Source organism: Enterococcus sp. AZ040 (genome assembly GCF_050499185.1).
Lineage (GTDB): Bacteria > Bacillota > Bacilli > Lactobacillales > Enterococcaceae > Enterococcus_D > Enterococcus_D entomosocium.
In genome coordinates this window covers 1,319,529-1,345,221 of the sequence record NZ_JBMHEW010000001.1, presented here as the reverse complement: position 1 = coordinate 1,345,221, position 25,693 = coordinate 1,319,529, and the positions used below count along the sequence as shown (strand labels likewise).

The 25,693-nt window shown below is 40.9% G+C and carries 29 protein-coding genes and 1 other annotated feature; of the genes, 12 read left to right on the top strand and 17 right to left on the bottom strand.

Going from position 1 to position 25,693, the window contains the following annotated elements:
- Positions 1–7 precede the first annotated feature (7 nt).
- Complete coding sequence (locus IGK63_RS06210) at positions 8–445, top strand: helix-turn-helix domain-containing protein (protein WP_008381614.1); 438 nt, start codon at positions 8–10, stop codon at positions 443–445.
- Positions 446–540: 95 nt separating this feature from the next.
- On the opposite strand, the gene IGK63_RS06205 is transcribed toward IGK63_RS06210, so the two are convergent.
- Positions 541–1,509 carry a pyridoxal-phosphate dependent enzyme gene (locus IGK63_RS06205; RefSeq protein ID WP_005236650.1) on the bottom strand — a complete coding sequence of 323 codons (969 nt, stop codon included), beginning with the start codon at positions 1,507–1,509 and terminating at the stop codon, positions 541–543.
- Positions 1,510–1,719: 210 nt separating this feature from the next.
- On the opposite strand from IGK63_RS06205, the gene IGK63_RS06200 reads away from it, so the two are divergent.
- The gene (locus tag IGK63_RS06200; protein ID WP_016613269.1) at positions 1,720–2,739 is read left to right on the top strand and encodes a branched-chain amino acid aminotransferase; all 1,020 of its coding nucleotides are present in this window, start codon (positions 1,720–1,722) and stop codon (positions 2,737–2,739) included.
- 149 nt (positions 2,740–2,888) lie between these two features.
- Positions 2,889–3,062 carry a hypothetical protein gene (locus tag IGK63_RS06195; protein ID WP_005236653.1) on the top strand — a complete coding sequence of 58 codons (174 nt, stop codon included), beginning with the start codon at positions 2,889–2,891 and terminating at the stop codon, positions 3,060–3,062.
- 119 nt (positions 3,063–3,181) lie between these two features.
- Here IGK63_RS06195 and rplL read toward each other — a convergent pair whose 3' ends face one another.
- The 4 genes from rplL to rplK form a co-directional block, all read right to left on the bottom strand.
- A complete protein-coding gene (gene rplL / locus IGK63_RS06190; RefSeq protein WP_003127081.1) occupies positions 3,182–3,553 on the bottom strand; it encodes a 50S ribosomal protein L7/L12 in 372 nt (123 codons plus the stop codon).
- A 60-nt stretch (positions 3,554–3,613) separates the two neighbouring features.
- Positions 3,614–4,114, bottom strand: a complete 501-nt coding sequence (gene rplJ, locus IGK63_RS06185; protein ID WP_005236672.1) for a 50S ribosomal protein L10 — start codon at positions 4,112–4,114, stop codon at positions 3,614–3,616.
- A gap of 65 nt (positions 4,115–4,179) precedes the next feature.
- Positions 4,180–4,306: a sequence feature (ribosomal protein L10 leader region), on the bottom strand.
- A 63-nt stretch (positions 4,307–4,369) separates the two neighbouring features.
- Positions 4,370–5,059 carry a 50S ribosomal protein L1 gene (rplA, locus tag IGK63_RS06180; RefSeq protein ID WP_005229790.1) on the bottom strand — a complete coding sequence of 230 codons (690 nt, stop codon included), beginning with the start codon at positions 5,057–5,059 and terminating at the stop codon, positions 4,370–4,372.
- Positions 5,060–5,159: 100 nt separating this feature from the next.
- Positions 5,160–5,582, bottom strand: a complete 423-nt coding sequence (gene rplK / locus IGK63_RS06175; protein ID WP_005229787.1) for a 50S ribosomal protein L11 — start codon at positions 5,580–5,582, stop codon at positions 5,160–5,162.
- 318 nt (positions 5,583–5,900) lie between these two features.
- Here rplK and sdaAB point away from each other — a divergent pair, with 318 nt between their 5' ends.
- Positions 5,901–6,566: an L-serine ammonia-lyase, iron-sulfur-dependent subunit beta gene (gene sdaAB / locus IGK63_RS06170; protein ID WP_005229781.1), complete on the top strand. Its 666-nt coding sequence runs from the start codon at positions 5,901–5,903 to the stop codon at positions 6,564–6,566.
- Positions 6,567–6,579: 13 nt separating this feature from the next.
- A complete protein-coding gene (gene sdaAA / locus IGK63_RS06165) occupies positions 6,580–7,452 on the top strand; it encodes an L-serine ammonia-lyase, iron-sulfur-dependent, subunit alpha (protein ID WP_008381622.1) in 873 nt (290 codons plus the stop codon).
- Positions 7,453–7,606: 154 nt separating this feature from the next.
- Here the strand turns inward: sdaAA and IGK63_RS06160 are convergent, their stop codons facing one another.
- From IGK63_RS06160 to rpmG, 4 genes are all read right to left on the bottom strand, one after another.
- The gene (locus IGK63_RS06160; protein ID WP_008379789.1) at positions 7,607–9,097 is read right to left on the bottom strand and encodes a DUF1576 domain-containing protein; all 1,491 of its coding nucleotides are present in this window, start codon (positions 9,095–9,097) and stop codon (positions 7,607–7,609) included.
- Positions 9,098–9,226: 129 nt separating this feature from the next.
- Positions 9,227–9,769 carry a transcription termination/antitermination protein NusG gene (gene nusG, locus IGK63_RS06155; protein WP_005229769.1) on the bottom strand — a complete coding sequence of 181 codons (543 nt, stop codon included), beginning with the start codon at positions 9,767–9,769 and terminating at the stop codon, positions 9,227–9,229.
- A 119-nt stretch (positions 9,770–9,888) separates the two neighbouring features.
- The gene (gene secE, locus IGK63_RS06150; protein ID WP_005229766.1) at positions 9,889–10,059 is read right to left on the bottom strand and encodes a preprotein translocase subunit SecE; all 171 of its coding nucleotides are present in this window, start codon (positions 10,057–10,059) and stop codon (positions 9,889–9,891) included.
- A gap of 12 nt (positions 10,060–10,071) precedes the next feature.
- A complete protein-coding gene (rpmG, locus tag IGK63_RS06145) occupies positions 10,072–10,224 on the bottom strand; it encodes a 50S ribosomal protein L33 (protein ID WP_005229764.1) in 153 nt (50 codons plus the stop codon).
- 155 nt (positions 10,225–10,379) lie between these two features.
- Between rpmG and cbpA the strand changes: the two genes are divergently transcribed.
- Complete coding sequence (gene cbpA / locus IGK63_RS06140) at positions 10,380–11,018, top strand: cyclic di-AMP binding protein CbpA (protein ID WP_008379786.1); 639 nt, start codon at positions 10,380–10,382, stop codon at positions 11,016–11,018.
- An 83-nt stretch (positions 11,019–11,101) separates the two neighbouring features.
- Here cbpA and IGK63_RS06135 read toward each other — a convergent pair whose 3' ends face one another.
- Complete coding sequence (locus IGK63_RS06135) at positions 11,102–11,611, bottom strand: QueT transporter family protein (protein ID WP_008379785.1); 510 nt, start codon at positions 11,609–11,611, stop codon at positions 11,102–11,104.
- A 628-nt stretch (positions 11,612–12,239) separates the two neighbouring features.
- Positions 12,240–12,938 carry an Ig domain-containing protein gene (locus IGK63_RS06130; protein WP_005236686.1) on the bottom strand — a complete coding sequence of 233 codons (699 nt, stop codon included), beginning with the start codon at positions 12,936–12,938 and terminating at the stop codon, positions 12,240–12,242.
- A 367-nt stretch (positions 12,939–13,305) separates the two neighbouring features.
- Between IGK63_RS06130 and IGK63_RS06125 the strand changes: the two genes are divergently transcribed.
- Entirely contained in the window at positions 13,306–13,833 is a 528-nt protein-coding gene (locus tag IGK63_RS06125) for an FUSC family protein (protein WP_005236688.1), read from the top strand.
- Between the two features lie 58 nt (positions 13,834–13,891).
- Here IGK63_RS06125 and bsh read toward each other — a convergent pair whose 3' ends face one another.
- The gene (gene bsh / locus IGK63_RS06120) at positions 13,892–14,866 is read right to left on the bottom strand and encodes a choloylglycine hydrolase (protein ID WP_005236690.1); all 975 of its coding nucleotides are present in this window, start codon (positions 14,864–14,866) and stop codon (positions 13,892–13,894) included.
- 393 nt (positions 14,867–15,259) lie between these two features.
- On the opposite strand from bsh, the gene IGK63_RS06115 reads away from it, so the two are divergent.
- From IGK63_RS06115 to IGK63_RS06105, 3 genes are all read left to right on the top strand, one after another.
- Positions 15,260–15,772, top strand: coding sequence for a hypothetical protein (locus IGK63_RS06115; protein WP_034872217.1), 513 nt, complete (start codon positions 15,260–15,262; stop codon positions 15,770–15,772).
- A 16-nt stretch (positions 15,773–15,788) separates the two neighbouring features.
- Positions 15,789–16,037, top strand: a complete 249-nt coding sequence (locus IGK63_RS06110; RefSeq protein ID WP_005236692.1) for a hypothetical protein — start codon at positions 15,789–15,791, stop codon at positions 16,035–16,037.
- Positions 16,038–16,500: 463 nt separating this feature from the next.
- On the top strand, positions 16,501–17,472 hold the full coding sequence (locus tag IGK63_RS06105; protein WP_008379780.1) for a diacylglycerol/lipid kinase family protein: 972 nt from the start codon (positions 16,501–16,503) through the stop codon (positions 17,470–17,472).
- 52 nt (positions 17,473–17,524) lie between these two features.
- Here the strand turns inward: IGK63_RS06105 and IGK63_RS06100 are convergent, their stop codons facing one another.
- The 3 genes from IGK63_RS06100 to IGK63_RS06090 are packed head-to-tail and all read right to left on the bottom strand — an operon-like array spanning position 17,525 to position 20,775.
- The gene (locus IGK63_RS06100) at positions 17,525–18,697 is read right to left on the bottom strand and encodes an ABC transporter permease (protein WP_016613262.1); all 1,173 of its coding nucleotides are present in this window, start codon (positions 18,695–18,697) and stop codon (positions 17,525–17,527) included.
- Positions 18,684–19,829: an ABC transporter permease gene (locus tag IGK63_RS06095; RefSeq protein ID WP_034872216.1), complete on the bottom strand. Its 1,146-nt coding sequence runs from the start codon at positions 19,827–19,829 to the stop codon at positions 18,684–18,686. Before IGK63_RS06095 ends, IGK63_RS06100 begins: the two co-directional genes overlap by 14 nt.
- A gap of 13 nt (positions 19,830–19,842) precedes the next feature.
- On the bottom strand, positions 19,843–20,775 hold the full coding sequence (locus IGK63_RS06090; RefSeq protein WP_005236700.1) for an ABC transporter ATP-binding protein: 933 nt from the start codon (positions 20,773–20,775) through the stop codon (positions 19,843–19,845).
- An 86-nt stretch (positions 20,776–20,861) separates the two neighbouring features.
- Between IGK63_RS06090 and IGK63_RS06085 the strand changes: the two genes are divergently transcribed.
- Both IGK63_RS06085 and IGK63_RS06080 read left to right on the top strand, forming a co-directional pair.
- A complete protein-coding gene (locus IGK63_RS06085; RefSeq protein WP_016613260.1) occupies positions 20,862–21,971 on the top strand; it encodes a sensor histidine kinase in 1,110 nt (369 codons plus the stop codon).
- Positions 21,968–22,591: a response regulator transcription factor gene (locus IGK63_RS06080; RefSeq protein WP_008379771.1), complete on the top strand. Its 624-nt coding sequence runs from the start codon at positions 21,968–21,970 to the stop codon at positions 22,589–22,591. The genes IGK63_RS06085 and IGK63_RS06080 overlap by 4 nt, the downstream gene beginning before the upstream one ends.
- Positions 22,592–22,690: 99 nt before the next feature.
- Here IGK63_RS06080 and IGK63_RS06075 read toward each other — a convergent pair whose 3' ends face one another.
- Entirely contained in the window at positions 22,691–22,918 is a 228-nt protein-coding gene (locus IGK63_RS06075; protein ID WP_005236708.1) for a hypothetical protein, read from the bottom strand.
- 96 nt (positions 22,919–23,014) lie between these two features.
- Positions 23,015–25,675 (bottom strand): SF1B family DNA helicase RecD2, encoded by a 2,661-nt coding sequence (gene recD2, locus IGK63_RS06070; RefSeq protein ID WP_016613259.1) that lies wholly within the window; start codon positions 25,673–25,675, stop codon positions 23,015–23,017.
- Between the last annotated feature and the right edge of the window lie 18 nt (positions 25,676–25,693).

Here is a 25,693-nt window from a genome sequence, read left to right as displayed (position 1 = left end):
GGAACCGATGAAAGATTATTATACCGTTGAAGAAGTCGCTGAAAAACTGGGCGTAACGACTCGAACCATCCGAAATTATCAAAAGACCAACCAACTTAAAGGGACAAAAATTGGCGGGCAGTGGCGCTTTTCTTACAAAGATGTGGCTTCGTTGATGGGCGAACCATTTGAAGATCCCCTGCTTTCTTTTGCTTCAATACGTTCAGAAAAACAGATACCCGAAAGCTTACTTGCCATTGATTTCTTTATTGAATCAGAGGAATTGCTACAACAGCAAAAAAAAATCGTTATTGATGAGTTCAATGCACTTTACTCAGGGGAAAGTCGGCGTTTTTACTTTGAAAAAATCAACCCAACGATGGCACGATTTACATTGGTCGGACCGTTGAAATATGTAACAACCTTTGGACAGTGGATCGAAACAATACTTTCTCTCCCAAAGTAATCATCTGAGCGCCTGCTTTGAATTTAAAAGAAGAGACCCAATTAGGAGAATGTCTAATCAGGTCTCTTCTTTCTTTTTTGGAAGGCTTGTTGCACTCAGATGATTTCCTTAAACACAGAGAAATCAATATTGCCGCCGGAGACCAATGCCACAGTTTTCTTTCCTCGAAGCAAATGATCGATCTGTCCGCTTAAAATCGCCGCCGTACTTAATGCACCAGCCCCTTCTGCGATGACTTTTTCCCTCAATGCTAAGTAATGGATCGCTTGTTCGATATCGGATTCTTCAACTAAGACCGTTTCATCGATACGGGTCTTTAAAACATCATAGGTCAGTTCCCCTGCCAAAGCAACATCACAGCCATCGGCGATCGTTCTACTGCGGCGATTGGCTACTAGCTTTTGCTGCCAAAGTGAGGCGATCATGCCATAAACGCCATAGGATTGAACGCCGATGATTTTGACTTCTGGACGAAGTTCTTTTAAGGCTAAAGCAATCCCAGCAATCAACCCACCACCGCCGATGGGAATAATGACATTATCAACATCTGGAAGATCCTCCAACAGTTCGATCGCAATCGTTCCTTGCCCCTCCATTACTGCACGATCATCAAAGGGAGAGACAAATACTTCGCCACTATCTTTCATGGCGTCTAGTGTCAGTTGTTTGGTTTCATCAAACGTCTCTCCTGCTAAAACGACTTGTGCGCCATAACTTCTTGTCGCCTCTATTTTTGTTTTGGCAGCCGTTAATGGCATAAAGATTCGGACATTGATCCCCAGTAACGATCCGGCGAGAGCAACACCTTGCGCATGATTTCCTGCAGAACAGGCAATGACACCGCGAAGTTTTTCTGCATCAGTCAATGACGCGAGTTTGTTATACGCCCCCCGCGCTTTAAAGGAGCCGGTACGCTGTAGATTTTCTAATTTCAAAAATATCGTGCCCTCTTTTTCTTTGCCTAAAATATTACTTGGTGCAAGTGGTGTATGGATCATGATTGGTTTCAATCGTCGATACGCAGCAGCGATCCCCAGACTGTCCGTCAACACTTCCTCAATCACAAACGTTCCCCCTTTTTTGTTTTTTTATACTCTCATTGAAGCACAGAACTTGTAGAAAAACAATCTGGGGAACTCGTACAAGCAAAGATCGGTTCCCCTTTCTTTACACGTCACTGTCACCAAATATTCTTACAGAAGAATTTTCAGAAAATAATGACATTTCTTTTCTGAAGTGCTATACTTAGAAAAATTAAAAAAGGGTGTGAACGAATGACAATCGATTGGTCAAATTTAGGGTTTTCTTATATCAAAACGCCATGGCGTTTTTTGGCAACATGGAAAGACGGTTCTTGGAATGAAGGCGAACTTACCGAGGATAATTATCTGCATATCCACGAGGGATCAACCGCTCTTCATTATGGACAGCAATGTTTTGAAGGACTAAAAGCCTACCGAAGAAAAGATGGCGGCATCAATTTGTTCCGTCCAGACGAAAATAGCAAACGGATGAACCGCAGTGCCTATCGCCTGCGTATGCCAGAGGTTCCTGAGGCCTTTTTCTTAGATGCGGTAAAACAAGTAGTAAAAGCAAATCAGGAATATGTTCCGCCTTATGGCAGCGGCGCCACCTTGTATATTCGTCCTCTATTGATTGGCGTCGGAGAAAATATCGGTGTAAGCCCAGCACCAGAGTATATTTTTACGGTTTTTTGTATGCCGGTCGGACCTTACTTTAAGGGCGGATTGACACCAACCAATTTCATTGTTTCTGATTATGATCGCGCGGCACCAAATGGTACTGGCGCAGCCAAAGTTGGTGGAAATTATGCGGCGAGTTTGTTACCTGGATACGAAGCCCATCAACGGAAATTTTCCGATTGCATCTACCTTGATCCAGAAACGCATACCAAAATCGAAGAAGTCGGTTCTGCCAACTTTTTCGGGATCACGGCTGCTAATGAATTTGTGACACCAAAATCTCCTTCTATTTTACCAAGTATCACAAAATATTCATTGCTGCATCTAGCGCAACATTCATTAGGATTGACCCCTGTGGAAGGTGATGTTTATCTCAATGAGCTGGATCGTTTTGTCGAAGTGGGTGCCTGCGGAACAGCTGCTGTTATTTCCCCGATCGGCGGGATCCAAAACGGCGAGGATTTCCATGTGTTCTATAGCGAAACGGAAGTTGGTCCACAAACAAAAGCATTGTATGACCAATTGACCGGCATTCAATTCGGCGATATTTCGGCACCAACCGGTTGGATCTTTGATGTTCCATTGGATTAAGCGAACCGGGCTACATCCTCTTCAACCGAACGATCACTACGGACCGTTCGGTTTTTCTCTTACTATCGATCAATTTATCATCACTGCATCAGAATTGATTGCCACAACTCTTTTGACTTGTTACAATCATAGCAAAGGGAGGCGTAATGATGGGCAAACGATTCGGCTATTCTTTGCTAGCAACAGCCTTGTATTTGGTGGTTTCCAATATTGGTAATCTCGTTTTTGGTATTAACCGCAGCTTTAGTTGGACCACAACGTTGTGGGAAGCATTTTTCTTTTTTATTTTCGTGTTCTTATTCCAACAATTTCGAAAAAAATAAGCAGCGATCCTCGCTCATAAAAAAACGAGGATCGCTGCTTATTACTTTTTAGGAATCTCAGCCTCTAACAAAAAAAGCGCCAAATCCCTTCATACAAAAGGATTTGACACTAAGAAAAATTATTTAACTGTTACTGAAGCGCCAACTTCTTCTAAAGCTGCTTTCAATGCTTCAGCTTCGTCTTTAGAGATGCCTTCTTTAACTGCTGAAGGAGCTCCGTCAACGACTGCTTTCGCTTCTTTCAAGCCTAAGCCAGTTGCTTCACGAACTGCTTTGATAACTTTAACTTTTTGATCGCCAGCTGCAGTCAATTCTACAGTGAATTCAGTTTGTTCTTCAGCAGCACCAGCATCGCCAGCTCCACCAGCTACAGCTACAGGAGCTGCAGCAGATACGCCAAATTCTTCTTCGATAGCTTTAATTAAATCGTTTAATTCTAAGATTGTCGCGCCTTTTAGCTCTTCGACAATGTTTTCAATGTTCAATGCCATTTTGTTTTCCTCCATTTAAGTAAGTAGTTTAGTTTTTAATACTGAAAAATTATGCGGCAATTATGCTGCATCTTCTTCTTTTTCTGCCACTGCTTTGACAGCGTAAGCCACGTTGCGGATAGGTGCTTGTAGCACAGATAGCAACATAGAAAGAAGTCCTTCGCGGTTTGGCAATTTCGCCAATGCAGTAATTTCTTCCAATGAAGAAACTTTGCCTTCGATGATACCGCCTTTGATTTCTAAAGCTTTTGCGTCTTTTGCGAAATCGTTAATGATTTTTGCAGGTGCAACAACGTCTTCGTTACTGAATGCTACGGCAGTAGGGCCAGTGAATACTTCACCTAAACCTTCTAGACCAGCTTTTTCAGCAGCACGAGAAAGAATTGAGTTTTTGATAACTTTCATCTCAACGTTTGCATCACGCAATTGTTTACGTAAGCGAGTTACTTCATCAACAGTTAGTCCACGGTAGTCAACAACGACTACAGATGCGGCTGCAGAGAATTTTGCACTCACTTCATCAACGATCGCGGATTTTTTAGCGATAGCTGCTTCACTCATTTATATTTCACCTCCTGATTTTGATGGAAGAGTTTCTTCGAAACAAACTGTTCCTTTGTCCTATAAAGGACAATAAAAAAACTCTATGCCACCGTAGACATAGAGGGACTATTGAAGATTCTCAATAAACGTCCTCGGTAGGAAATTAAGGCAAATGCCACCTACTGTCTTCGGTACAGTTAAACTTTTAACCTTGACTACCTTACCATAGATAAGGTAGTCAAGTCAATAAAAGTTTTGAATTTTTGTATTAAATTAGAAAGAAGCTTGTTCTACATGGATCCCAGGACCAAATGTTGTTGTAACTGAGATATTTTTCATGTATTGACCTTTTGCTGCTGAAGGTTTAGCTTTCAACAATGTTTCATGGATCGTTTTGAAGTTTTCAATCAATTTGTCATCTTCAAAAGAAACTTTTCCGATTGGTACGTGGATGTTTCCAGCTTTGTCAACACGGTAAGTAACTTTACCAGCTTTTACTTCGTTAACTGCTTTTGTTACGTCCATTGTTACTGTACCAGTTTTAGGGTTAGGCATCAAACCTTTAGGGCCTAATACACGACCTAATTTACCAACAGTAGCCATCATGTCAGGCGTTGCAACAACAACGTCAAAATCGAACCAGCCACCTTGGATTTTTTGAACCATATCGTCGTCACCAACGAAATCAGCACCAGCTGCTTCTGCTTCTTTGGCTTTATCGCCTTTAGCAAAAACTAAAACTGTTTGTGTTTTACCAGTACCGTTTGGTAATACAACCGCGCCACGGATTTGTTGATCCGCTTTTTTAGGGTCTACGTTTAATTTGTAAGCAACTTCAACCGTTGCGTCGAATTTTGCAATATTTGTTTCTTTTGCCAAAGCTACTGCTTCTTCAACTGAATAAGCTTTTGTAGCATCAACTTTTTTCAATGCTTCTTGCATTTTTTTGCTTTTTTTAGCCATTTTGTTTCCTCCTTGATGTGGTTATAACGGTAGAACCTCCCACGTGTCCCATATTTTTCAATATGAAGCCGACTGAGAAGCTACTTCCTTAGGGCTGTAATTATTCTACAGTGATCCCCATGCTTCGTGCAGTTCCTTCAACCATGCGCATTGCTGCTTCAACGTCAGCTGCGTTTAGGTCTTCCATTTTCAATTCAGCGATTTCTTTTACTTGATCGCGTGAAACTTTTGCAACTTTTGTTTTGTTTGGTTCGCCTGAACCTTTTTCAACGTTTGCTGCTTTTTTCAACAATACTGCTGCTGGTGGTGTTTTTGTAACGAAAGTAAATGAACGGTCTTCGTATACAGAGATCACTACTGGAATGATCAAACCTGCTTGATCAGCTGTACGAGCATTGAATTCTTTAGTGAATCCCATGATGTTGATACCCGCTTGACCTAGCGCAGGACCTACCGGCGGAGCTGGTGTTGCTTTACCTGCAGGAATTTGCAATTTAACGATTTTTTCTACTTTTTTTGCCACGAGACATACCTCCTTGAGTCCGTGATGTGGTTAATTGGAGATCCAAATTTCTCCTCCCACTTTGGTGATTCATGTGCACACACAAAAAACGTGTGACGAAAGCACACTGGAATATTATAGCATCTTTATGGAATAATTCAAGGTTTTTCAGCTGATTTTTTTGAAAAAATGCTCACCAGCGCTTTTCGTTAGTCCATCGCTAAAAAAAGAAATAAAAATCACTTGCTTTTGGTCTGCTTTTTTCATTCTCTCATTTTTTTATGCTACACTACTACTGGAATTCTTCCCTATTCGTTTACTACTATCGAGGTGAAAAAAATGGAACAATTAAAATACCGCAGTGTATTTGACATAATCGGACCCATCATGGTGGGTCCCAGCAGTTCTCATACCGCCGGTGCTGCCCGGATCGGAAAAATCGTTCGCAGTATTTTTGGCGAACAGCCAGACAGTGTAGATATCCTGTTGTATGAATCGTTTGCTAAAACCTATCGCGGTCATGGAACCGATATTGCGTTAGTTGGCGGTCTCTTAGGCATGGAGCCAGATGATGCTCGCCTAGCGGACTCTTTAAAAATCGCTTATGAGAAAGGGATCGAAGTCTTATTCGTCCCTAAAAAAGAAAAAGCGGAACATCCGAATATGGTCAAGATGATTTTGACAAAAGGTAGCCACAAACTATCTGTCACTGGCATCTCGATCGGTGGTGGCAACATTCAAATCTCAGAGCTTAACGGCTTCAAAATTTCTCTGACACTGGGTACCCCTACTTATGTGATCGTCCATCAAGATGTTCCGGGAATGATTGCGAAAGTAACCAATTTACTATCAGAGGCTCAAATCAATATCGGTACGATGACCGTTACGAGAGAAGCTGTCGGTGATAAAGCAATCATGATCATCGAAGTCGATCAGCGCAATGATCAGCTGGCGCAACAAATCAAAGTTTTGCCGCACGTTTACAGCGCTGCGTATTTTGATTAAAGGAGATAAGCACATGTTCTATACAATAGAAGAGTTAGTAATAGAAAGTAAAAATTATCCTTCCGTTGCAGAGATGATGATTGCGATCGAAGCAGAAAATACTGGTCGTAGTCGCGAACAGATCCTTGCAATCATGGAAAAGAATTTAGTTGTTATGGAACAATCAGTCGCTGAAGGTGTCGCTGGTGTAAAATCGGTGACGGGATTGACCGGCGGCGATGCGACTCGCATGAACGACTACCTTGCTGCCGGTGATTTTTTAAGCGGAGAAACCATTCTACAAGCGGTCCAAAATGCCATTGCAGTCAACGAAGTCAATGCGAAAATGGGCTTGATCTGTGCAACACCGACTGCCGGTAGTGCGGGTGTTGTTTCTGGTGTATTAATGGCCGTACGTGAGCGTTTGGCACTGACTCGAGCGCAACAAGTCGACTTTTTGTTTACAGCCGGCGCCTTTGGTCTGGTGATTGCCAACAATGCCTCGATTTCCGGTGCCGAAGGCGGTTGTCAAGCAGAGATCGGTTCTGCTAGCGCAATGGCAGCGGCGGCTTTGGTTTGTGCAAAAGGTGGCACCCCCCACCAAGCGGCTCAAGCGGTGGCGATCACCCTCAAGAATATGATGGGCTTGATTTGTGACCCCGTCGCGGGCTTAGTCGAGGTCCCCTGCGTGAAGCGCAATGCCCTGGGATCTTCCCAGGCCTTTATCTCTGCCGACATGGCATTAGCAGGAATCGAAAGTGTCATCCCACCTGATGAAGTGGTCTTAGCGATGTATCAAGTAGGACGACAAATGCCTAGCATTTTCAAGGAAACGGCTGAAGGTGGTCTAGCCATGACGCCGACTGCCCAACGCCTACAGGCAGAAATCTTAGAAGCCAATCGTTGATGTTTTTTTAGAAATGAACACGAATAAAAACCAACCAAGAACAACCAATCTTTGCTTGTTCTTGGTTGGTTTTCATTTTCCCATTATTTCCAACGACGAAAAGGCAAGCACTCCCTACTTGTTAAACAAGTAACAAATGACATTGGCGGTTTTTCTACTCCCACTCGCCTACCCTATAGTGTTTCTTTTGGGCAACGGGTTTTAATACCTTCACAGGCTCGGAAAATTTAGGTTTTCCTTCTGTTTGATCCAATGGGACCAATGGCTGCTCGCTTTCTTGTGCTTTCAAGTCCATTTGTGGTTTTTCATCCTTGGTAGCTTGCGCCTGATCGGCTGATTTTTGCCAAAGCTGTTTGCTGAGATCCAATAAGGGAATGATCATCATGGCGACTAGCCCGCCAGAAAAACCATTGTTATACAGATTCAAACCTCCATGTAAGAAATCAATATTCAGTACCATTGAGGCGTGCACAAAACCGACCACCAAGCCGCCTTTCCAGCCATAGGCATTTGTTACTGCACAGAGCATCATCGCAAAAATCGCTGACGTGACTGTAACCGTCTCGTTGATGGTGTATACGCTCAATAGATTGGCAATCGTCACCCCTGCCAATAAAGGCAGCGAGTTAAAGACATGAGAGCCACAAGCAGAAAAGCCGATGACGCAAAAGATCGCACCGATAACTGGTCCATTTAAAACCGCACCAATACTGACGACATATGCCACAAGCAAAAACGTCATCAATCCCATGTTGATCATCGTATTATAAACGCCGGTATCACGTAAGATATCTCGTTCGATTTTGCCACTATGAGACCAAATCGCTCGCATATTCAATCGTTTTTTCTTGATTGCCATCAGCGACCCATAGCCTACGAACACACTTCCTAAAACCAGCATCATGAGAATCAAACGCGGCTGCTGTTCTTGCGACACCAATGTTCTTAGCTCAATCGTTAGGCCAAACATCCGACAGATAGCGGCGACTAATGTACACAACATTCCTGAAGTGAATCCAGCACTGTATAAACTGACGCTTTGAAAAAGTCCTTGAAAATATAAGGCCATGGGAACCATCAAAAAACCGGTAAAAATTCCAATACCGTACCCCATCACCAAGCTAAAATAAGGCGGTAGTGAGTCATTGAATGCAAAATAGCTGACGATTGGAGAAACCGACGATCCATACAATGCAATCAACAGAAATTTTTTCAATGGTTCATTCATAAAATACGAATACAGACGGACGCCTAAAAATATCGGGATAAAATTTAGTAGATTTTTCCCAAAAAAACCATACCCAGTCACCATAAAGATAGCAGACACCGCGCCTCCTGTGATCGGCACCCGATAATGATAGCAAATCGAGATCGCTACAAACGTCATCAAACTGCTGTTTAATAAAGCCGACCCTACAGAAGTCATAGCAATATAATCTGTCACAAGATGACTTTCCGAAAATAAAATCAACTTGAGCTCTTCGACTGCCACCCTTGGATCGAAAAACAACATGGCAAAGAAAAACAGCAGCAAATTAAAAAGAAACAACAAGCTATACCCATTATGTACAGAGATCATCCCTTTAGTATGGGGATGAAAATCATTGTGAAACTTTACTCTAAAAAAAGCAAATAATTTTGACATAAGACCCCTCCCTCTTATAAAGCGCTTACTCATTTTGAGAAAAAAAAGTGGGCCAACGAATTGGTCCACTTTATTCTCATTACTGTTATTTTACCGTAAATGAGCCGTTCATGCTAGTCTATCCGGCAGTTAAATTTTATCTACTTGCTCAAAATCAAGTTCTGTACTCGTTTCACGACCGAACATATCGATGTTCACTTTTAGTTTTTGTTTTTCTTCATCGATTTCTGCTACTTGACCTTCTAAACCAGAGAACGCACCTTCGATGATCTTGACGGTTTCGCCAATTTCTACTTCCAGTTCAACTGTCCGAGTACTCATACCGATCGAACGTAAAATTGAATTGATTTCTTCTTGTAATAAAGGCGCTGGCTTGCTTCCTGCACCATGGGAACCAACGAAACCTGTTACCCCAGGAGTATTACGTACAACGTACCAAGATTCATCCGTCATGACCATTTCAACTAATACATAGCCAGGAAATGTTTTATGAACGATTTCTTTGGTTTTGCCGTTTTTTTCTTCTGTTTCTACTTCTTCGGGAACGACGACACGGAAAATATAATCACCCATCCCCATGCTTTGTGCACGTGACTCTAGGTTCGCTTTTACTTTGTTTTCATAGCCAGAATACGTATGCAGTACATACCAATTTTTTTCAAAAGATTCCATTTTTTTCGGACTCCCCATCTTTTTTGTAAAATAAAAAAACCTCAGCTGCACCGAAGTTTTTCCTCAAAGCGATTATAGCACGATTTGTGATAAATGACTAGCGCTATCAGTAAGAAGTGTTACTTTAGGATCCAATTGAAGACCGTTTGAATCAGTGTGTCCATCACAAAGAACATCAATGCAAAAATAATGGTTGTTTGAATCACCACAAATGTATCTTTGCGTAATTGTTTTTTTGATGGCCAAGAAACGTTTTTCATTTCTTCAACAACATTTTTCAAAAATTTCATTCGATTCCCTCCTTACTTCGTTTCACGATGCAAAGTATATTGATTGCAATACTTGCAAAATTTGTTGATTTCAAGGCGTTCGCCTTTTTTACCTTCACTGACTGATTTTGAATAGTTGCGGGATCCGCAGACAGAACAAGCCAAAGCAGCTTTTTTCGTTGCCATCTTAGTGTCCTCCCCCTTTTTATAAAGTTTTCCAACACTAAAAATACCATTTATTAAAGATTGTGTCAATTTTTGATTTTCTGTCGTATAAATATAGTTTCTGCTGATTTTGTGGTATGATAATGGTGTTAAATGGGTATTTGGGAGGGAAAATTATGTTATTAAAAACAATGGTTTACAAAAAACGCGATTTAACAACGGTAAAGGAAACAGCTACCTTAGAAGAAGCGCTGGCAATTTTAGAAGAGTCTGGTTATCGTTGTGTGCCTATCCTAGATGAATCAGGAAAGATTTTTAGAGGAAATATTTATAAAATGCACATCTATCGCCATAAAGCAAATGGCGGTGACATGACTTTACCCGTCACCTATCTGCTAAAAAATGCGACGAAGTTCATTTATGTCAACTCTTCATTTTTTAAGGTTTTCTTCACAATCAAAGAATTGCCTTATATTGCGGTACTAGATGAAAACAATCAATTTTACGGCATCTTGACTCATAGTTCCTTATTGAATATGTTATCACAATCATGGAGCGTCGAACAAGGAAGCTATGTGTTGACGATCGCATCAACAGGACAACAAGGCGACTTAGCGGTTATCTCAAAAATAATCGCAAAATACAGCAGTATCGCTAGCTGTATCACTCTCGACATCGGTAAAGACGAATTTATTCGTCGTACGATGATCACTTTACCAGCAAACACATCAAAAGAATTATGCGACAAGATCGTTGCGCAACTAGAAGCGAAAAACTTCAAAGTTGTGGAGATCGAAGACTTAAAAGCAGAATAAAATAAAAGATCATTCCTTCATTTCTTAGGAATGATCTTTTTTCTTGTTTTTTGAGAACCATCAAAGCAAAAAACAAGCTTTTTTTACACGCGCTTATCGAAGCGAACGGCACGATTGATGATATACATCACCGGTGCCGTAATCGTCATTACAATAAATTCACTCAATGCCGTTGTTGCAAATGTTGGCCAGAAAGGCAATGCTAAGGTGATATTTAGCATAATCGCAATCAGGAACATACTTAATGAAAAAACAATGGTATTAAATGCCAGTCTTACGAAAACATTTGGAATCTTCTTATATACCAATGCAGTTGCTCCTAAAGCCAAGAAGCTTCCGAAACCGCCGAATACGACATCCAAGATCCCCATTCCAAAGAACATGTTATACACTACAACCCCGCCAACGACACCCCACATCAATTTTCTGTTGAAAACGACCAAGTGATTCAATCCTTCAGATATCCTAAATTGAATCGCTCCTGAGGCAACGGGTGAGACTAGAACCGTTACAGCAACATAAAGTGCCATAATGATCCCATTGGCTGCGACGACACGCAAACGTTGATTGGTTAGATTTGTTGATTTTTCCATTTGATCCCTACTTTCTCCGAGTTTTGATTACGCGGGATGGTTGATGAACCGCGGTGCGCTTCGCACAAGTACTTATTATACACATTAATAGCCATATATCAATGTTAAACCGGCCATTTAATCATCAAATCATCTAGAATTCACCTGACAAAACTTTATGCAGATGGAATTGCTTCCTCTATTCCTTCATCCGTTGATTCAAAGAAACACTTCGCAGCTTTCATTTTCTAGCCCTATTCGACTATCAATGAATCATCCATCGTCAGATTTCCTAATGGCTTGTGATTCAATCTTTACCCTTGAAAGAGATGGGAAAAATATTATTTTTACGCCTACCGAAGAAATGAACGATGAAGATGGTGGCTTTGTGTTGAAACCTCGCTAAATCAAGGCGCATCTCGTGATGAAAGGTTAAGTGCTGAATTACTTTAAGATTCGTCGGATCTACGCACAGAAATCATCTTGAATACGTAAAACATCCCTTTTCGCTAACGGAAAGGGATGTTTAGAATGAATCAGACGATTCAGTTACTTTTTGATCAAAAATAGCTCTCTTCTCGTTGCCTCGTTACCTTTTTGGTAAAGCAATTTCTCATAGATGTTTACTCAGCGAATGCCTGCCACACCTCTATTTAGCTGGTCGAAAGCCCGCTTTGTAGGCTTCCACCTCTGTCTTGAACATCCGAATTGGACTGGTCGTTTTATTATAATATTGACTCCCCGGTATATGATAAATCTTTTGTTTGGAGCCTTTGATCAGCCCTTTGCCCCGTTTGTCTACATATTTTTTCAGTCCATCTCTAAATGCATCATTCGTCGTTCCAGGTGCTTTCCCACCTTTTTTCACCAGTTTGACCTGGATTGCTTCCAGTTGAAAACCAAAGCCAGACGTTCCTGAAGACTGTCCGTTTTTCGCCCACCCCATCCAGCCAAATTGTTGTGCATTGACTCGATAATAGACATCGTAATACTTAGCGATCTCACCGGTGAGTTTGATTTGGATCGCCTCCAACCGTTGTCCTTTTCCACTTGTACCAGACAGAGTCCCATTTTTTCTAAACGATTTTTCCCAGCCTTGTTTCTGAATGGAGGTTTTATATTCAATATTCCCTTTGTATTTTTCGTTAGTAATTTTTATCTTGATTGCTTCAAGTCGCTTGGCTTTCCCTGTGGTCCCTGACGTCTGACCGTTTGTTTTCCATGATTGCCACCCTTGAGACTGGATATTTGTTTGATAGCTCACACTTGGTGAAGATGCAGCAAAAACTGTCATCGGAAAAACAACAAAGCCAAGTAAAAGAACAAATAGTATTGACACTTTTTTCATTTTAAACCCTCCTTATTTTGATTATCTCAATATAATATCTAAAAAACAAACTTTTTATGAACAATAAATATTTTTTTATCAAAACACTTATTTAAACGTTGAACAGACTGAGAAATAAAAAAAGGAGTCTTAAGCGATGGCAACGAAAGTCAATTCATTTAGGGTTGGGGTCACTTATTGTATTCCTTTCAACACTCAAAGTTGAAAATTGCATGGTATCAAGCTAGCTTCTCGACGACTGATAAAATTTGCCTGTCAACGTACGATGAAAGAATCGTTGTTCATTTTTCTGAAAATCTAAGCAATTGACCGTCTGCAATGTGGTATAATCGACTTCGTTGAAATTTGTTTTGAGAGGATGGCATGATTGAACTTATTTGGATTGACCTTTGGCTTAAGAAATGTAAAAACTGGAATCAGTGTATTCCTCTGTATTTTGATTAGTGTTCTTTTGAATCGTGAAACCTACGTCGTATCAACGATCACAGCTGTTTTCACATTAAGAGAAGATCATGAGAATACCGTCAAATACGGGAAACATCGGATTGCCGGTAACAGCTTCGGCGCAATCGCTTCTGTATTTTGTATTGCGATATTTAACTTTTTCGGACATTCGTCCTTTATTCAAATGATTGCAATCCCTTTAGTGATCATGTTAATGATCGCTTTATTGGTCAAATTTGATTACTCCGAGGGAACAGTTGGTGCTTGTGCCACACTATTGACGATTTTATTTATGATTCCTCAAACTGAATCTTACTTGTATGCTTTTAATCGAATTGTTGATAGTTTTATCGGCATGACGATTGCAATATTGGTGAACCGCTTTTTTCCATTTCCGAATAAAAGTACCGCAGGGACGAAGACGACAACAAATGAGAGTGATTCATTTTAAAAATGAAAAAGAAAAAAACCATCTCAAAACAGCTTTGAGATGGTTTTTTAAGAATGGATCAGTTACTGAAAAGAACTTGTTGGTCTTCAATTAATGGATAAGAAATCGGTACATTACCTTCCAAATCTTCTTTATTCATATCAACTGCAACGATTTGACTATTTTCATACGTACGATAGTAATAGATTCCTTTATCTGTATTGCAGCAAGAAGAATAAATCGTGTACTCATAGCGCTCATTGCCTATGTCACAAAGTCCTTTTTGTTGCTCAACCGAACCTAAAATATGGAAGAACTGACTAATGCTTTCGGATTCAGATTCTCCAGAAACGGAATTCAATCGGGTAAAAGCTACTTTGACAAAGCGAGACATCGAAGAAAGATCTCCTGGCAGACCTAAGCCTCCCATTCCACGACTATATTCATCAAAATCCACCTTGTCAGAAAAATGAGTTTCCGGAGTTTTCGATGATAACACACGGTAATTATTCAAATTGAACAATTGATAGTCAAATGGTGGATTATTTGTCAAAACTCCCACCGGATTTTCATGAATATGAAGGCCATCACTCATACTTTCCACAACGATGGCACTTTTTTTATCAGCAATCATCCAATGCAAAGGCGATAGAGGCAAATCTTCACTAAAATTGATCCGAACGAGATTGACATTGGCTAATAGCCCTTTTACCTCTTCGACAGTAGCGCATTGTCCTAAGAGCCATGGGATGAACTCAAAAGGCGTAACATTCTCTTTTCCTTCTTGAAATTCATTGTAGACAGCATTTTCTGGAAAATTCAATCCAGCGATACCTAAACCTTTTTCATTGACCGCATCATAATACAGTGGATACTCAGCGACACCAGCAGCAATCCCAATCATTGCGTAATGGTGATCTATTTCACTTACTTTGCGAAATTTGAATGGATAATTTCTCGGAGTAATGGTCACTACTTCTTTATAAGAAACATCATAATCAAAATTTCTGCCAAAATAATGATCTTTCGTTACATAAGTTAACGCAGTACACATAATACTTCCTCCTAAATAAGTTTTTTACACTTCTAATTTACTCCTATCGCTTTTTTTTAACAAGGAAAAAGCAATAAATAATAATAAAAAAATAATTAGATATATTATAGTTATTTTAATATCTTTTCTCCATAAAATGCAAACCTTTCGAATTTTTACACAAAATAAAAAAACGATTTTTTTATCACTATTTATAACAATATGCATAAACATAGTTAAATAATGGTTAAAATAACCAGATACTTCTTTATTCGTGAGACTTTTCAAGGTAAAATAAATAAAGTATCTAAAAAAGAAAGGATATGTTCTTTTTTAGATACAAAAAAATATTTCTTCATAAATTATAATATAAGCAAAATATTACAATTTATTTTGAAAAAAAGGGGTTTAAAAATGAAAAAGATTTTATTTGGTTTTGTACTAGTATCCACTTTATTCCTGGCTGGTTGCTCTAGTGAAGATGTGGAAAGTGATACTGTCGAATCGTCACAACAAACAACTGAAACAACAATGGAAAGCTCCGAAGATTCTGAGGATGTCGCTGCTTCTGAAGAAGAAGAGATTGAAACTAATGAGAGCTCAGAAGAAGAAATTGACAGCCAAGCGAATGAGCAAGCTTCTGATGAATTGGAAGCACAACTTGAAAAATTATCTGATACGTACGCTGATCTGATCGCAGAAGTTGAAGGGTATATGGCCAATCCTGAAACTTATGATTTGTCCGCTTACACTTCTGTTATGCGTAGCTACACTGATTTGATGAGAGAATTTCAAACAACCACTGAGACAATTGAAGCGGCTGATCTAGGTGACGGCTGGGCTTACTACGATATCTATATGGATATTTTAGAAGAATCTGTGAAACTAACTGAAGCCTTCGCCAATCTACCAGAAATGCAGCAATAACTAAAGGAGCTCTCCTATGAAAAAAGTACTAATTAAGCTAGTACGGATTTTATGTGTGATCACAATAATCCTTAACATACTAGGCACCTCTGCTTTATTTTATCTTGCCCATACTCAAAATTTACTGGGATTTATGTTTCAAACATGGCAAAATAATCCGTTTAATTTTAGTAATTACGATGTGCTGATAATCAATAATGCGATTATATTTTTAGTGGTTCCAATTTTGATTTTAATTTTTGTGAAAAATCCAAAAAAAGAATGACTGCTACTTTCTAAAAGACATAAAAGCAAAATCGAATGAAAACTCGGTTTTGCTTTTCCTTTATCTTTTATTTAAACTATTTAAATTTATCTAAAAGACAACAACCAAATCATGTAAGCGATTGCTAAAAGAGAAAAATGTGCTATACTATAAGTGTAAGGAGCAAGGATTCCCAGTAAAGCAGACGAAGCAGGTTCTGCAAGAAAAGAATTGTTGTCAACTTAGAATAAAAGACAAAGGATGTGGGAATTTGAGTTACTCCTTACTAATTGAATAGGATTCGGCGATGGGCATCATTACCTGAGGATCAAAGTGGACATAAGAGAACCTTTGAAAACCCAGAAAGCACAATCGTCGAATCTATTTTTTTGCTCTTTTTTCAGGCATCGTCTCCCCGCCTTCTGTCGAAACATGCTATAATTAACCGCATTGAACGAAAAAACGATATGGAGCTATTCATAAAATGAACTATTATTATCACTTCCTCGTAAACCCTGCTTCAGGTAGTGGACGAGGAAAAAAAGCGGCGGAACGTGTGCAAAGAATCGTAAAAAAACATCGTTTCCCCCATCAAATCTACCTAACCAAATCACCCGGCGACGAACGGAACATCACCAGAAAACTCTTAAAAGAACGACTTTTGCCTTGGGATGATGTCTATTTAGAAAATGGCGAGATGCTTTATCCATTATTGGTGGTTATCGGCGGTGATGGAACGCTTCACCAAGTAGTATCAGAGTTACAACTTGAACAACAACAGATTCCCGTTGCTTACATCCCCGCTGGCTCGGGAAACGATTTTGCGCGAAGTATCGATCTGCCACGAGAGCCGGAAAAAGCGTTTTGGAAAATTGCCGGTACTACTAAGCCCCAAGAATTGGCCATTATCCGCTATGAAGAGCAGATCCAAGAGGAAAACGGCATCGCTCTTAATAATGTGGGTATTGGTCTTGATGCGGCAATCGTCTATACCACCAATCACTCTGTGGCAAAAAGCAGTCTTAATAAGTTCAACCTCGGCTCCTTTTCCTATATCGCTGCAATTATCCGCGTTTTGTTTCTTCAAAGAGGTTTTCCGATCTTAGTCGAGTGTAATGGGCAACAATTCAGTTATAAAAAAGCTTTTTTGTGCACCACGACCAATCATCCTTACTTTGGCGGCGGTGTTGCAATCGCCCCAACCGCTTCAGTCAGAGAGAAAAAGTTTGATTTCGTGCTCGTTGAGCGTGTGTCGATTTTCAAGATTTTCTGGCTGATCGGTTTACTGATGCGTAAGAAACACATGAATTCACGCTACTTTCATCATCTCTCCACGTCGAAGCTGAGAATTATCTCTACCGTGCCCCAACATGGACAAGAAGATGGCGAAGAAATGGGCCAACGTCCCTTTGATATTACCTTTACTACTGCCAATCAATTATTTTGGTGCCCATAAAGAAAACGATACAAATCAGCAACGATTTGTATCGTTTTTTTCTGTGTACCTGTTAGTTTTTCGCTGAGTTGTACTGCCAACGAGGACTTCCTTCTTTTCCCAAAACAAAATGAATCATTGAAAATACTGCTGCAAATGCAACCAAGACAAAGCCATTGAACCAAAACGATTCAGTAAACCCTTGATTGTACGTGAGGGTCTCGCTAATCAAGGTATTGTTTTGAACAAACCAATACGTTGGTGTAAACGCCGCGATTTTATTGACGATATCTGGCAGGAAATTAGCTGATACAAAGACACCACCGATAAAACAGCTGCCGGTTATAAAGATATTGCTGATCCCGCCGATTGCTTCTGAATTTTTCACCAGGGAAGTGACACACGCCGAGAAGCTGATGACTGGTAATAAAAACAAGAACGTGTTCAAAATGTGGTACCAAGCTGCTGTATCCCAAGACGTGCGGATCACTAATAACACCATCAGTAATAAAAAGCCGAAAGTTAAGAGCAGCGAATAACTGATCAAGCTTAACAGGATTTTCCGCTGTAAGACACGTTTAGCAAGAGGGGCGCTCTGGTTTCGCTTGCTGATTGCTTTGCGATTAAAGGCCATATTGATCACGCCAAACCCGCTAAATATTGATAGAAAGAGACCATATGACAATAAGTTAAAGGTCATGCCTGTTAACATTTTTTTCATTCGTTGACTATATTCTGTACTGAGTTCAACTTGCCCAGTGACGGCTAGCGCTGTTTGTGCTTGTTCTATCGCCTCACTAACTGTTTTACCTTCTTCTTTAAAAAGTAAAAGCGTCTGTAAGTACGTGTTCACTTGCTGGGTGACAATGGTTTTAGAGAAAGCATCTGGCCGGCTTTGAATCTCGATTGCTGGCATCTGGCCGGCCTCCACCTGTTCCGTGAAATCTACTGGTAAATGCAAGACGATGTTTATGCGATTAAAATAAAGGGCATCATCAATTTCTTTTTGTGAGGTACCCTCCAAAGTGACCAAGGTCTGCTTCTCCTTCAAGTAGTCCCGAAGACCGTCAACGACTGGCGACTCCTCTTCACTGATCAAAGCAATGTTGGCTTCTTGTAAAGAGGTGTTTTCGACGTCGATGCTTTGTGCATAAAAGAATGTAACTCCCACAGTGATCAGTACTCCAATTAGTAAGTTCGACTTATTGGCCTTCAGCAAAGTCCAAATCGTTTTATAAAGCGTCATAGCGCACCCCTCTTTCGATCCAAGCATTTCCAATTGCGAAAAGGACGATAAAGCCAGTCAACCATAGAAGATTGGTATAAAAGCTAGCAAGATCTGTATAGTAGTATAATTGATAGAGACTTTCACTGATCAAATTGACGAGATTTACTTGCCCCAGTATCGGCACATGTAGATCAAGCCAATACTTGATTTGTTCCGAGCCCATCATCCCGGCAAAAAAGCTCATTGCCATCGTCACGGAAATCAAAATGCCATCCTTTTGCACCAGATTCATTTTTGGCGTCAGATTTCCAATCAATGTTCCTAGCAAAATCGCACACAATGATCCCAATGCGGCAACCAGTAGTAACCACTGCCATCGTTCACCAAAGTCTACTTGATAGACAAAACGAAAAACCGCTAAAATAATGTAGACTTCTACTAACACAATCGTAAAACTCGCCGCTAAATTCGCACTTGAAACCAATGTGCGTTTTCTTGGTATCAAGGAAAGCCGAATCCCATTCGCGGATTGATTGGCTTGCTGATCCTGAACATTGCGAACACCCCACATCGTCCCATAGAGGATCGCCATCCCAATCAAAGTAAAGAAATAAAAACTTTTAACACTCATGTCACGATCAGCATTCACTTCTTGAAAAGTCGCTTCCTGTTCAAACTCGGCCATAATTGGTGCAAGATCAAGCGTTTCAAGTTCTGCTGCTTTACTAGAAATAATCGCTGTACGTTGTAAAAATTGATCCATTACATTTTTCATCAACGTCTGACTCATGCCCGCTTGCCCCACATGGAGTGAAATCGTTTCGTCAGCTATCAGATAAAACCCAGCTAAATCACCCGCATTCAGCTCTTCAACTGCCTCTGCTTCTGATAGTTCCTTAAGGTCAAATAATGGTTTTTCATTGATTTCCACTTGTTCAAGGACCGCGGAAAAATTTTCCGAAAGCGCTGATTGATCCCCGTTTTTTACGATTCCCGTCGTGATTGTCTCTAAATTTCCTGCTTGATCGATCTCCCCAAAGGCCGCCATAAACATTAGGCCTAAGAGAATGGGAAACGCCAACGTCCAAAACAGCATGGATTTATTTCGCAACAGCACTTTTGTGCGATATTTGTAAAAATGCCAAAACATGTTTTCCCCTCCTTTAGTCTCTCAATTCCTTGCCCGTGATCTCTAAAAAGACATCATTTAAGGTCGCTTCTTTGGTTGCAATTTTTCCGTAACTGATTTTCTCTGCTTGTAAGAGCGTCAAAATGGGGAGCAAGACCGTATTGAGTTCCGTCGTTGTTACTTGGAGCTGTCCCTCTTTATAAACGATCCCGTCAGCAGTAATGGTGGTTTGAATTGTAGCCAATACATGGTCTGGCAGTAAGGGGATGTCGATGGTCAAACGATCTGCCGTGCGTACCATGTCTTTCAGAGATTCCTTGGTCCCTTTGGCAATCACCTGTCCCTGATCCATAATCACGATCTGGTCACAAAGAATTTCCACTTCTTCCATGTAATGGGTCGTATAAACGATCGTTGCTCCTTGGCGATTCAGCTCTTTGATGCTTTCCAAAATTTTATTACGACTTTGGGGATCGACGGCGACTGTTGGTTCATCTAAAAAAATCAAGCGTGGCTTATGAGCGATCCCACAGGCAATATTCAACCGTCGTTTCAAGCCACCACTCAGCTCACCTGGATGGAAAGTCACGAAATTTTCCAATCCCACTAATTGTATGACTTCTTCGATCAATGCTTGCCGTTTCTCTTTGTCAGCAACATATAAACCACAAAAATAATCGATATTTTCTTGTACACTTAGTTCTTCAAAGACGGCAACATCTTGAGGAACGACGCCAATCATTGCTTTAACGGCATAGTTTTCAGGGGTCATGGTTGATCCAAACAGTTTAATGGTGCCTTTGTCATAATTTAGCAAAGAGAGCATACAATTGATAGCAGTCGATTTCCCACTACCGTTTGGTCCCAATAATCCTAAAACTTCCCCTTCTTGTACTTGCAGATCAAAATGATTCAATGCCACAAAATCCCCATAGCGTTTAACTAATTTATCAATTTCAATAATCATGATGAAAAACTCCTTCCAAATTTCTTGTTAATCTGACTATAATAAAGTTTAAGAAAAGAAACTAGTGACGATTGACCAAAACAACCATGACATTTGTCACAATGAAGGAGTCTGCCATGTCCAAATCTCGACTACTCAGCGAAGCTGGCTTTCTACTCGCTATCTCATTGCTTCTATTGGTAAATCAAGGATTTGTTGCCGTACAAGTCATTTTTTTGCTGATCGCTATTTTCTTCACTGGTGTCAGTTATTTATTGCCTAGGAAAGCAAGCTGGTTTTTTCAAGTTATTCTATTGCTTCTATGTACTTTTTGGCCAGAGCTTGCCCTCTTTCTGCCTGCAATTATGCGGGTGATCGCTCCTGAAGAAAGAAAAGATGACATTCTATCTTTATTAGGATTTTTATTGATCGCAACAGTTGGCAATCAATCCCCCTCCAAGATCGCCTTTGTCATCCTTTTGTTGCTTTTTGCTTTTTACTTACGTAAAAAAGAACAGCGAATGTCTGCTCTTGAGAAAAAGTACATCGCTTCAAAAGATACTCATTGGGAAAAACAGCAGCAATTATCGCAGCAAAACAAAGTACTAGCCTTATCACAAGAAACAAAATTGGCCTTACAAATTGCCGAAGAACGAAATCGAATCGCGCGAGATATCCATGACAATGTTGGCCATCTGCTGTCGAGTGCCATTTTGCAGATTGGCGCACTTGAAATGATCAATCAAGAACCAAAACTGAATGAGCCCTTAGCAAATTTGAGTGCTACGGTTCACACTGGGATGGATCGTATCCGCCAAAGCGTTCATGATCTCCATGAGACATCGATTACTTTCCAACAGTCCTTAGAGTTTCTGATTGCTGATTTTCCATCTTCAGTCACGATTGAAGGAACCTTATTTGAAGGATTGAACGAAACCCAGCAAAATTGTTTCTTAATGGTGATCAAAGAAGCCTTGACCAACAGCATCAAACACAGTCATGCCAAAACCGTTGTCTTGCATTTTCGGACACTGCCTGCTTTTTTCCGCTTGCAAATCACCAATGATGGGGTCCGCGGATCTCAAATTGCTAAAACTGGAATCGGTCTGAAAACGATGCGTCAACGGGTCCAAGAACAACAAGGACAAGTTCATATCTTACAAGAAAACCAACGCTTTCAGTTGACGATCATTTTACCAAAGGAGGAACACCAATGATTACTGTAGTTATTATTGACGATGATCCGTTTGTGACGACCTCGTTGCAAACCATTTTAGAAAGCACAGAAGAAATTCGTGTATTAGGCATCGGTCATTGTGCCAAAGACGCCATTGACCTCTATGAAACTCATCGTCCTGACGTTTTGCTGACGGACATCCGCATGCCGGAACAAACTGGGATCGATGCTGCCAAAGAAATACTGGCTAAATTTCCCCACGCGATCCTTTTGCTATTGACTACCTTCAAAGATGAAGAATACATTCGAGAAGCCTTTTCCATCGGTGTGAAAGGTTATTTGATCAAACAGAATTTACAGGCAATCATCCCTTCTGTCAAAGCCTCTTATAATGGCCAAGTTGTCTTTGGGAATGAAATCGTTGAGACCTTCACGCAGCTAATGAAGAACGAACCATCAATTGACAATCAAGCTTCCTTTAGCGAACGTGAATTTGCGATCATCAAAGAAGTAGCAGCGGGTAAAAACAATAAAGAAATCGCCGATGCCTTGTATTTGAGTGATGGAACCGTTCGTAATTACATCAGCCAATTACTAGAAAAGCTGGGGTTACGGGATCGCACGCAATTAGCAATCTATTTTTATCAGCATTTACAGTGAGTCTCGTTAGACACAAAAAACCTGAAGAAATGCGCCTTTGCATTCTTCAGGTTTCTTTCTATTCGATTATTCAACAGTTGGTTTCTTCTTGGTAGAAAATCATGGATTTCCAGGACTGCCAGGATTCGTTGGGTTATTTGGTGTGTTAGGCGGGAAAATCGGCGCCTTATCTAACGTTTTTTCTAATCCTGATTCTTCCCGTTCGCCTCGTTCTGCATCAGGGCTTTCATCTAATTTAAATTCTTTTTCCATCTCATCCAATTTCTTAAAGTCGTTGCCAGATTCTTTTGCGAGTTTTGCTAATTTGTCTTCGGTTTCTTTCGCCATAATGTAACGCCTCCTTTTGATTTCAGCTTAGCATAAGAAGCTGAAAAACCAAAAGAAAGCGCTCACTAACAACCCATTTTTAGCATTTTCTCATCGTTATAATCCCTCGTTTTTTACGGGCATAAAGTCGTACGGAGAACAGTCCTTCATCCCAATCATTGGATCTACTAAATGCTTTTTGACCATCGTTAAGGTCAGCACACCATCGTTTTGCGTTTCTTCGATGAGTGCTTCTTCCCCCGTAGTCCCTTCACTTAGGACCTTATCCCCTGACAGAGGCTTGGCCGTTTCTGTCTGATTTGATGCCGACGGATCAGGTTCGGCAAAAGCAAACAAGTCCAACCCACTATCTGGTGACTTTTCTGTCGCTTGCTGGTTAGCAGCAGCTTCAGTGCTGGGATTTTCCTTTGGCTTCGAAGCTACCATTTTTGCCTTCGTGTTCTCAGAGGAATCATTATAAAACGGATCATCGGCTTCCTCAAACTGAGCCAATTTCGCCCGTTGCAGCGGCGTCATTTCTTCCGTGCCATTGATACGTTCTTTTAATGTCGTTAAGCGAGTGGCAGATTCGTGACTGACACAGGTTTGGTAGGCTTGCGGTTCACCAAGTAAAATCAGCATCTCTTTGCTGCGAGTCACAGCGGTATATAGCAAATTGCGCTGCAGCATACGCTGGTATTGATGAACCATCGGCAAAATAACCATTTGAAATTCACTACCTTGGGATTTATGGATCGAACAACAGTAGGATAATGTGATCTTGTTCCATTCATTACGCTTATAGGTCACTTCGTTGGCATCAAATTGAATGACCAGTTCGTCAACCTTGTCTTCCGACTGTTTGGCTAGAGTGATCCCAACGATTTGGCCCATATCGCCATTAAACACGTTATCTTCAGGAGAGTTTACCAACTGCAAGACCTTATCGCCGATACGATACACCGTATCATTGAAGGTGACCTCTTTTTTGGTTCCATCGTTGGGGTTAAAAATCTCTTGCATCATTTTATTCAGAGCATCGATCCCAGCTGCCCCACGATACATCGGCGCCAACACTTGAATATCTTGCGGCGTATAACCTTTGTCTTTCGCCCGTTTCACGATCTGAGCGATCAACGGTTCGATCTTGTACGCATCACACGCAAAGAAAGAACGATCTTTTTGGTTTTGTGTAAAATCAGCAGGCAGCTGCCCGTTTTTGATGGCGTGGGCCAGTGGAATAATACTTGATCCATCTCCTTGACGATAGATTTCCGTCAATTCTTGTTTCGGGATCGCATCGATCGCTAGCAAATCATGAAGGACTTGTCCTGGTCCCACAGAAGGAAGCTGATCTTTATCCCCCACAAAAATCACTTGCATGTTTGTAGGGATCGACTTAAAGAGCGTATTCGCCAACCACGTATCGACCATTGACATCTCATCGACGATCAGTAAACCGCCTTCTAACTCTTTGGGACTAATCGATGGTGCTTTTTCACGGCCATTCAATCCTAACAAACGATGGATCGTACCACTTGGCAAACCAGTCGTTTCGTTCATCCGTTTGGCGGCTCGACCAGTCGGTGCTGCCAAGAGAATCGGAAAGGTTTCGTCGCTGTATCTTGATGGTTCTAAGTCCAAATCGTTCAACTCAGCAAATAATTGTACGATCCCATTGATTACTGTTGTTTTCCCGGTACCTGGGCCACCTGTCAAAATAAACAATGGCGATCGGATTGCTTCTTTGATCGCTTCTTCTTGCGAGGAACCATAGGTGATGCCTAAGTGCTTTTCTATTTTACGTAACGTTTTGCTGATTTTTTTCTCAGGATAGACGATTTCTTTTTTGCGGGAAAGCAAGCGTTCGATGGAACTGGCAATTCCCCATTCAGAAAAGTACAAACTATTTTCATATAAACGGGTTTCTTCTTGTTGGATCTTTCCTTCTTCCACTAGATGAATGATCGTTGATGCCAAATCGTCAGGCGCAATCTCAATGGGGCGGCTCGTTTCTAATAGGCGCAGTGTCTGCTCTAACAAATCTTGGGCGTGGATAAAGGTATTGCCCGTCTGCAAGGACTGGGCGAAGATTTGATGCAAGACCGCCGCTCGAAACCGTTGCGGTGACGAAGCCTCGATCCCCAGCTGTTCAGCGATGCCATCTGCACGTTTAAAGCCAATGCCTTCAATGTCTTCCACCAGCTGATATGGATTCTCCTCAATAATGGATAGCGCCTCATTTTTGTAGGCTTGATAGATAGCAAAAGATAGCTGGCTACCAAAGCCATAGCGACTCAAGCCAACGATTACTTGATCCATCCCATGGTTTTGCCGAACGGTATCTAAAATCATTTTTTGCTTACTTTCATTTAACCCTGGAATCTGCTCCAACAATGCCGGTTCTTCCAGCATCCGGTCGATCGCTTCTTCTCCTAACAGGTCAACGATTTTTTCAGCAGTCTTCTTGCCGATCCCAGGAAATTTTTCACCAGAAAGGTAGGCAATCAATCCTTGTTCAGAGGTCGGTTGTTCTTGTTGGTAACTCTCAGCCTTCAACTGGACGCCATACTTGGGATGATTGACCAGCTCACCAAAAAACCGATACTTTTCCTCTTCTTGGATCTCGCCGAAACTACCAGTAACGACGATCTCCGAGTCTTTGTAGTCGGCATTATTCTCAGTGACTTTAACTAATAGTACTTTATAAAAATTGCTGGGATTCTGGAAAAAGATGGCGGCAACATGGCCGACAAAAAACGTTCTTTCTGGAATCATGGTGCCGCTCCTTTCATG

Excerpts from the sequence above, each read along its gene's own strand:
- IGK63_RS06210 (WP_008381614.1), top strand. The coding sequence starts at position 8 with ATGAAAGATTATTATACCGTTGAAGAAGTCGCTGAAAAACTGGGCGTA.
- IGK63_RS06200 (WP_016613269.1), top strand. The coding sequence starts at position 1,720 with ATGACAATCGATTGGTCAAATTTAGGGTTTTCTTATATCAAAACGCCA.
- IGK63_RS06195 (WP_005236653.1), top strand. The coding sequence starts at position 2,889 with ATGGGCAAACGATTCGGCTATTCTTTGCTAGCAACAGCCTTGTATTTG.
- rplL (WP_003127081.1), bottom strand. The coding sequence starts at position 3,553 with ATGGCATTGAACATTGAAAACATTGTCGAAGAGCTAAAAGGCGCGACA.
- rplJ (WP_005236672.1), bottom strand. The coding sequence starts at position 4,114 with ATGAGTGAAGCAGCTATCGCTAAAAAATCCGCGATCGTTGATGAAGTG.
- rplA (WP_005229790.1), bottom strand. The coding sequence starts at position 5,059 with ATGGCTAAAAAAAGCAAAAAAATGCAAGAAGCATTGAAAAAAGTTGAT.
- sdaAB (WP_005229781.1), top strand. The coding sequence starts at position 5,901 with ATGGAACAATTAAAATACCGCAGTGTATTTGACATAATCGGACCCATC.
- sdaAA (WP_008381622.1), top strand. The coding sequence starts at position 6,580 with ATGTTCTATACAATAGAAGAGTTAGTAATAGAAAGTAAAAATTATCCT.
- IGK63_RS06160 (WP_008379789.1), bottom strand. The coding sequence starts at position 9,097 with ATGTCAAAATTATTTGCTTTTTTTAGAGTAAAGTTTCACAATGATTTT.
- nusG (WP_005229769.1), bottom strand. The coding sequence starts at position 9,769 with ATGGAATCTTTTGAAAAAAATTGGTATGTACTGCATACGTATTCTGGC.
- secE (WP_005229766.1), bottom strand. The coding sequence starts at position 10,059 with ATGAAATTTTTGAAAAATGTTGTTGAAGAAATGAAAAACGTTTCTTGG.
- rpmG (WP_005229764.1), bottom strand. The coding sequence starts at position 10,224 with ATGGCAACGAAAAAAGCTGCTTTGGCTTGTTCTGTCTGCGGATCCCGC.
- cbpA (WP_008379786.1), top strand. The coding sequence starts at position 10,380 with ATGTTATTAAAAACAATGGTTTACAAAAAACGCGATTTAACAACGGTA.
- IGK63_RS06135 (WP_008379785.1), bottom strand. The coding sequence starts at position 11,611 with ATGGAAAAATCAACAAATCTAACCAATCAACGTTTGCGTGTCGTCGCA.
- IGK63_RS06130 (WP_005236686.1), bottom strand. The coding sequence starts at position 12,938 with ATGAAAAAAGTGTCAATACTATTTGTTCTTTTACTTGGCTTTGTTGTT.
- bsh (WP_005236690.1), bottom strand. The coding sequence starts at position 14,866 with ATGTGTACTGCGTTAACTTATGTAACGAAAGATCATTATTTTGGCAGA.
- IGK63_RS06115 (WP_034872217.1), top strand. The coding sequence starts at position 15,260 with ATGAAAAAGATTTTATTTGGTTTTGTACTAGTATCCACTTTATTCCTG.
- IGK63_RS06110 (WP_005236692.1), top strand. The coding sequence starts at position 15,789 with ATGAAAAAAGTACTAATTAAGCTAGTACGGATTTTATGTGTGATCACA.
- IGK63_RS06105 (WP_008379780.1), top strand. The coding sequence starts at position 16,501 with ATGAACTATTATTATCACTTCCTCGTAAACCCTGCTTCAGGTAGTGGA.
- IGK63_RS06100 (WP_016613262.1), bottom strand. The coding sequence starts at position 18,697 with ATGACGCTTTATAAAACGATTTGGACTTTGCTGAAGGCCAATAAGTCG.
- IGK63_RS06095 (WP_034872216.1), bottom strand. The coding sequence starts at position 19,829 with ATGTTTTGGCATTTTTACAAATATCGCACAAAAGTGCTGTTGCGAAAT.
- IGK63_RS06090 (WP_005236700.1), bottom strand. The coding sequence starts at position 20,775 with ATGATTATTGAAATTGATAAATTAGTTAAACGCTATGGGGATTTTGTG.
- IGK63_RS06085 (WP_016613260.1), top strand. The coding sequence starts at position 20,862 with ATGACATTTGTCACAATGAAGGAGTCTGCCATGTCCAAATCTCGACTA.
- IGK63_RS06080 (WP_008379771.1), top strand. The coding sequence starts at position 21,968 with ATGATTACTGTAGTTATTATTGACGATGATCCGTTTGTGACGACCTCG.
- IGK63_RS06075 (WP_005236708.1), bottom strand. The coding sequence starts at position 22,918 with ATGGCGAAAGAAACCGAAGACAAATTAGCAAAACTCGCAAAAGAATCT.
- recD2 (WP_016613259.1), bottom strand. The coding sequence starts at position 25,675 with ATGATTCCAGAAAGAACGTTTTTTGTCGGCCATGTTGCCGCCATCTTT.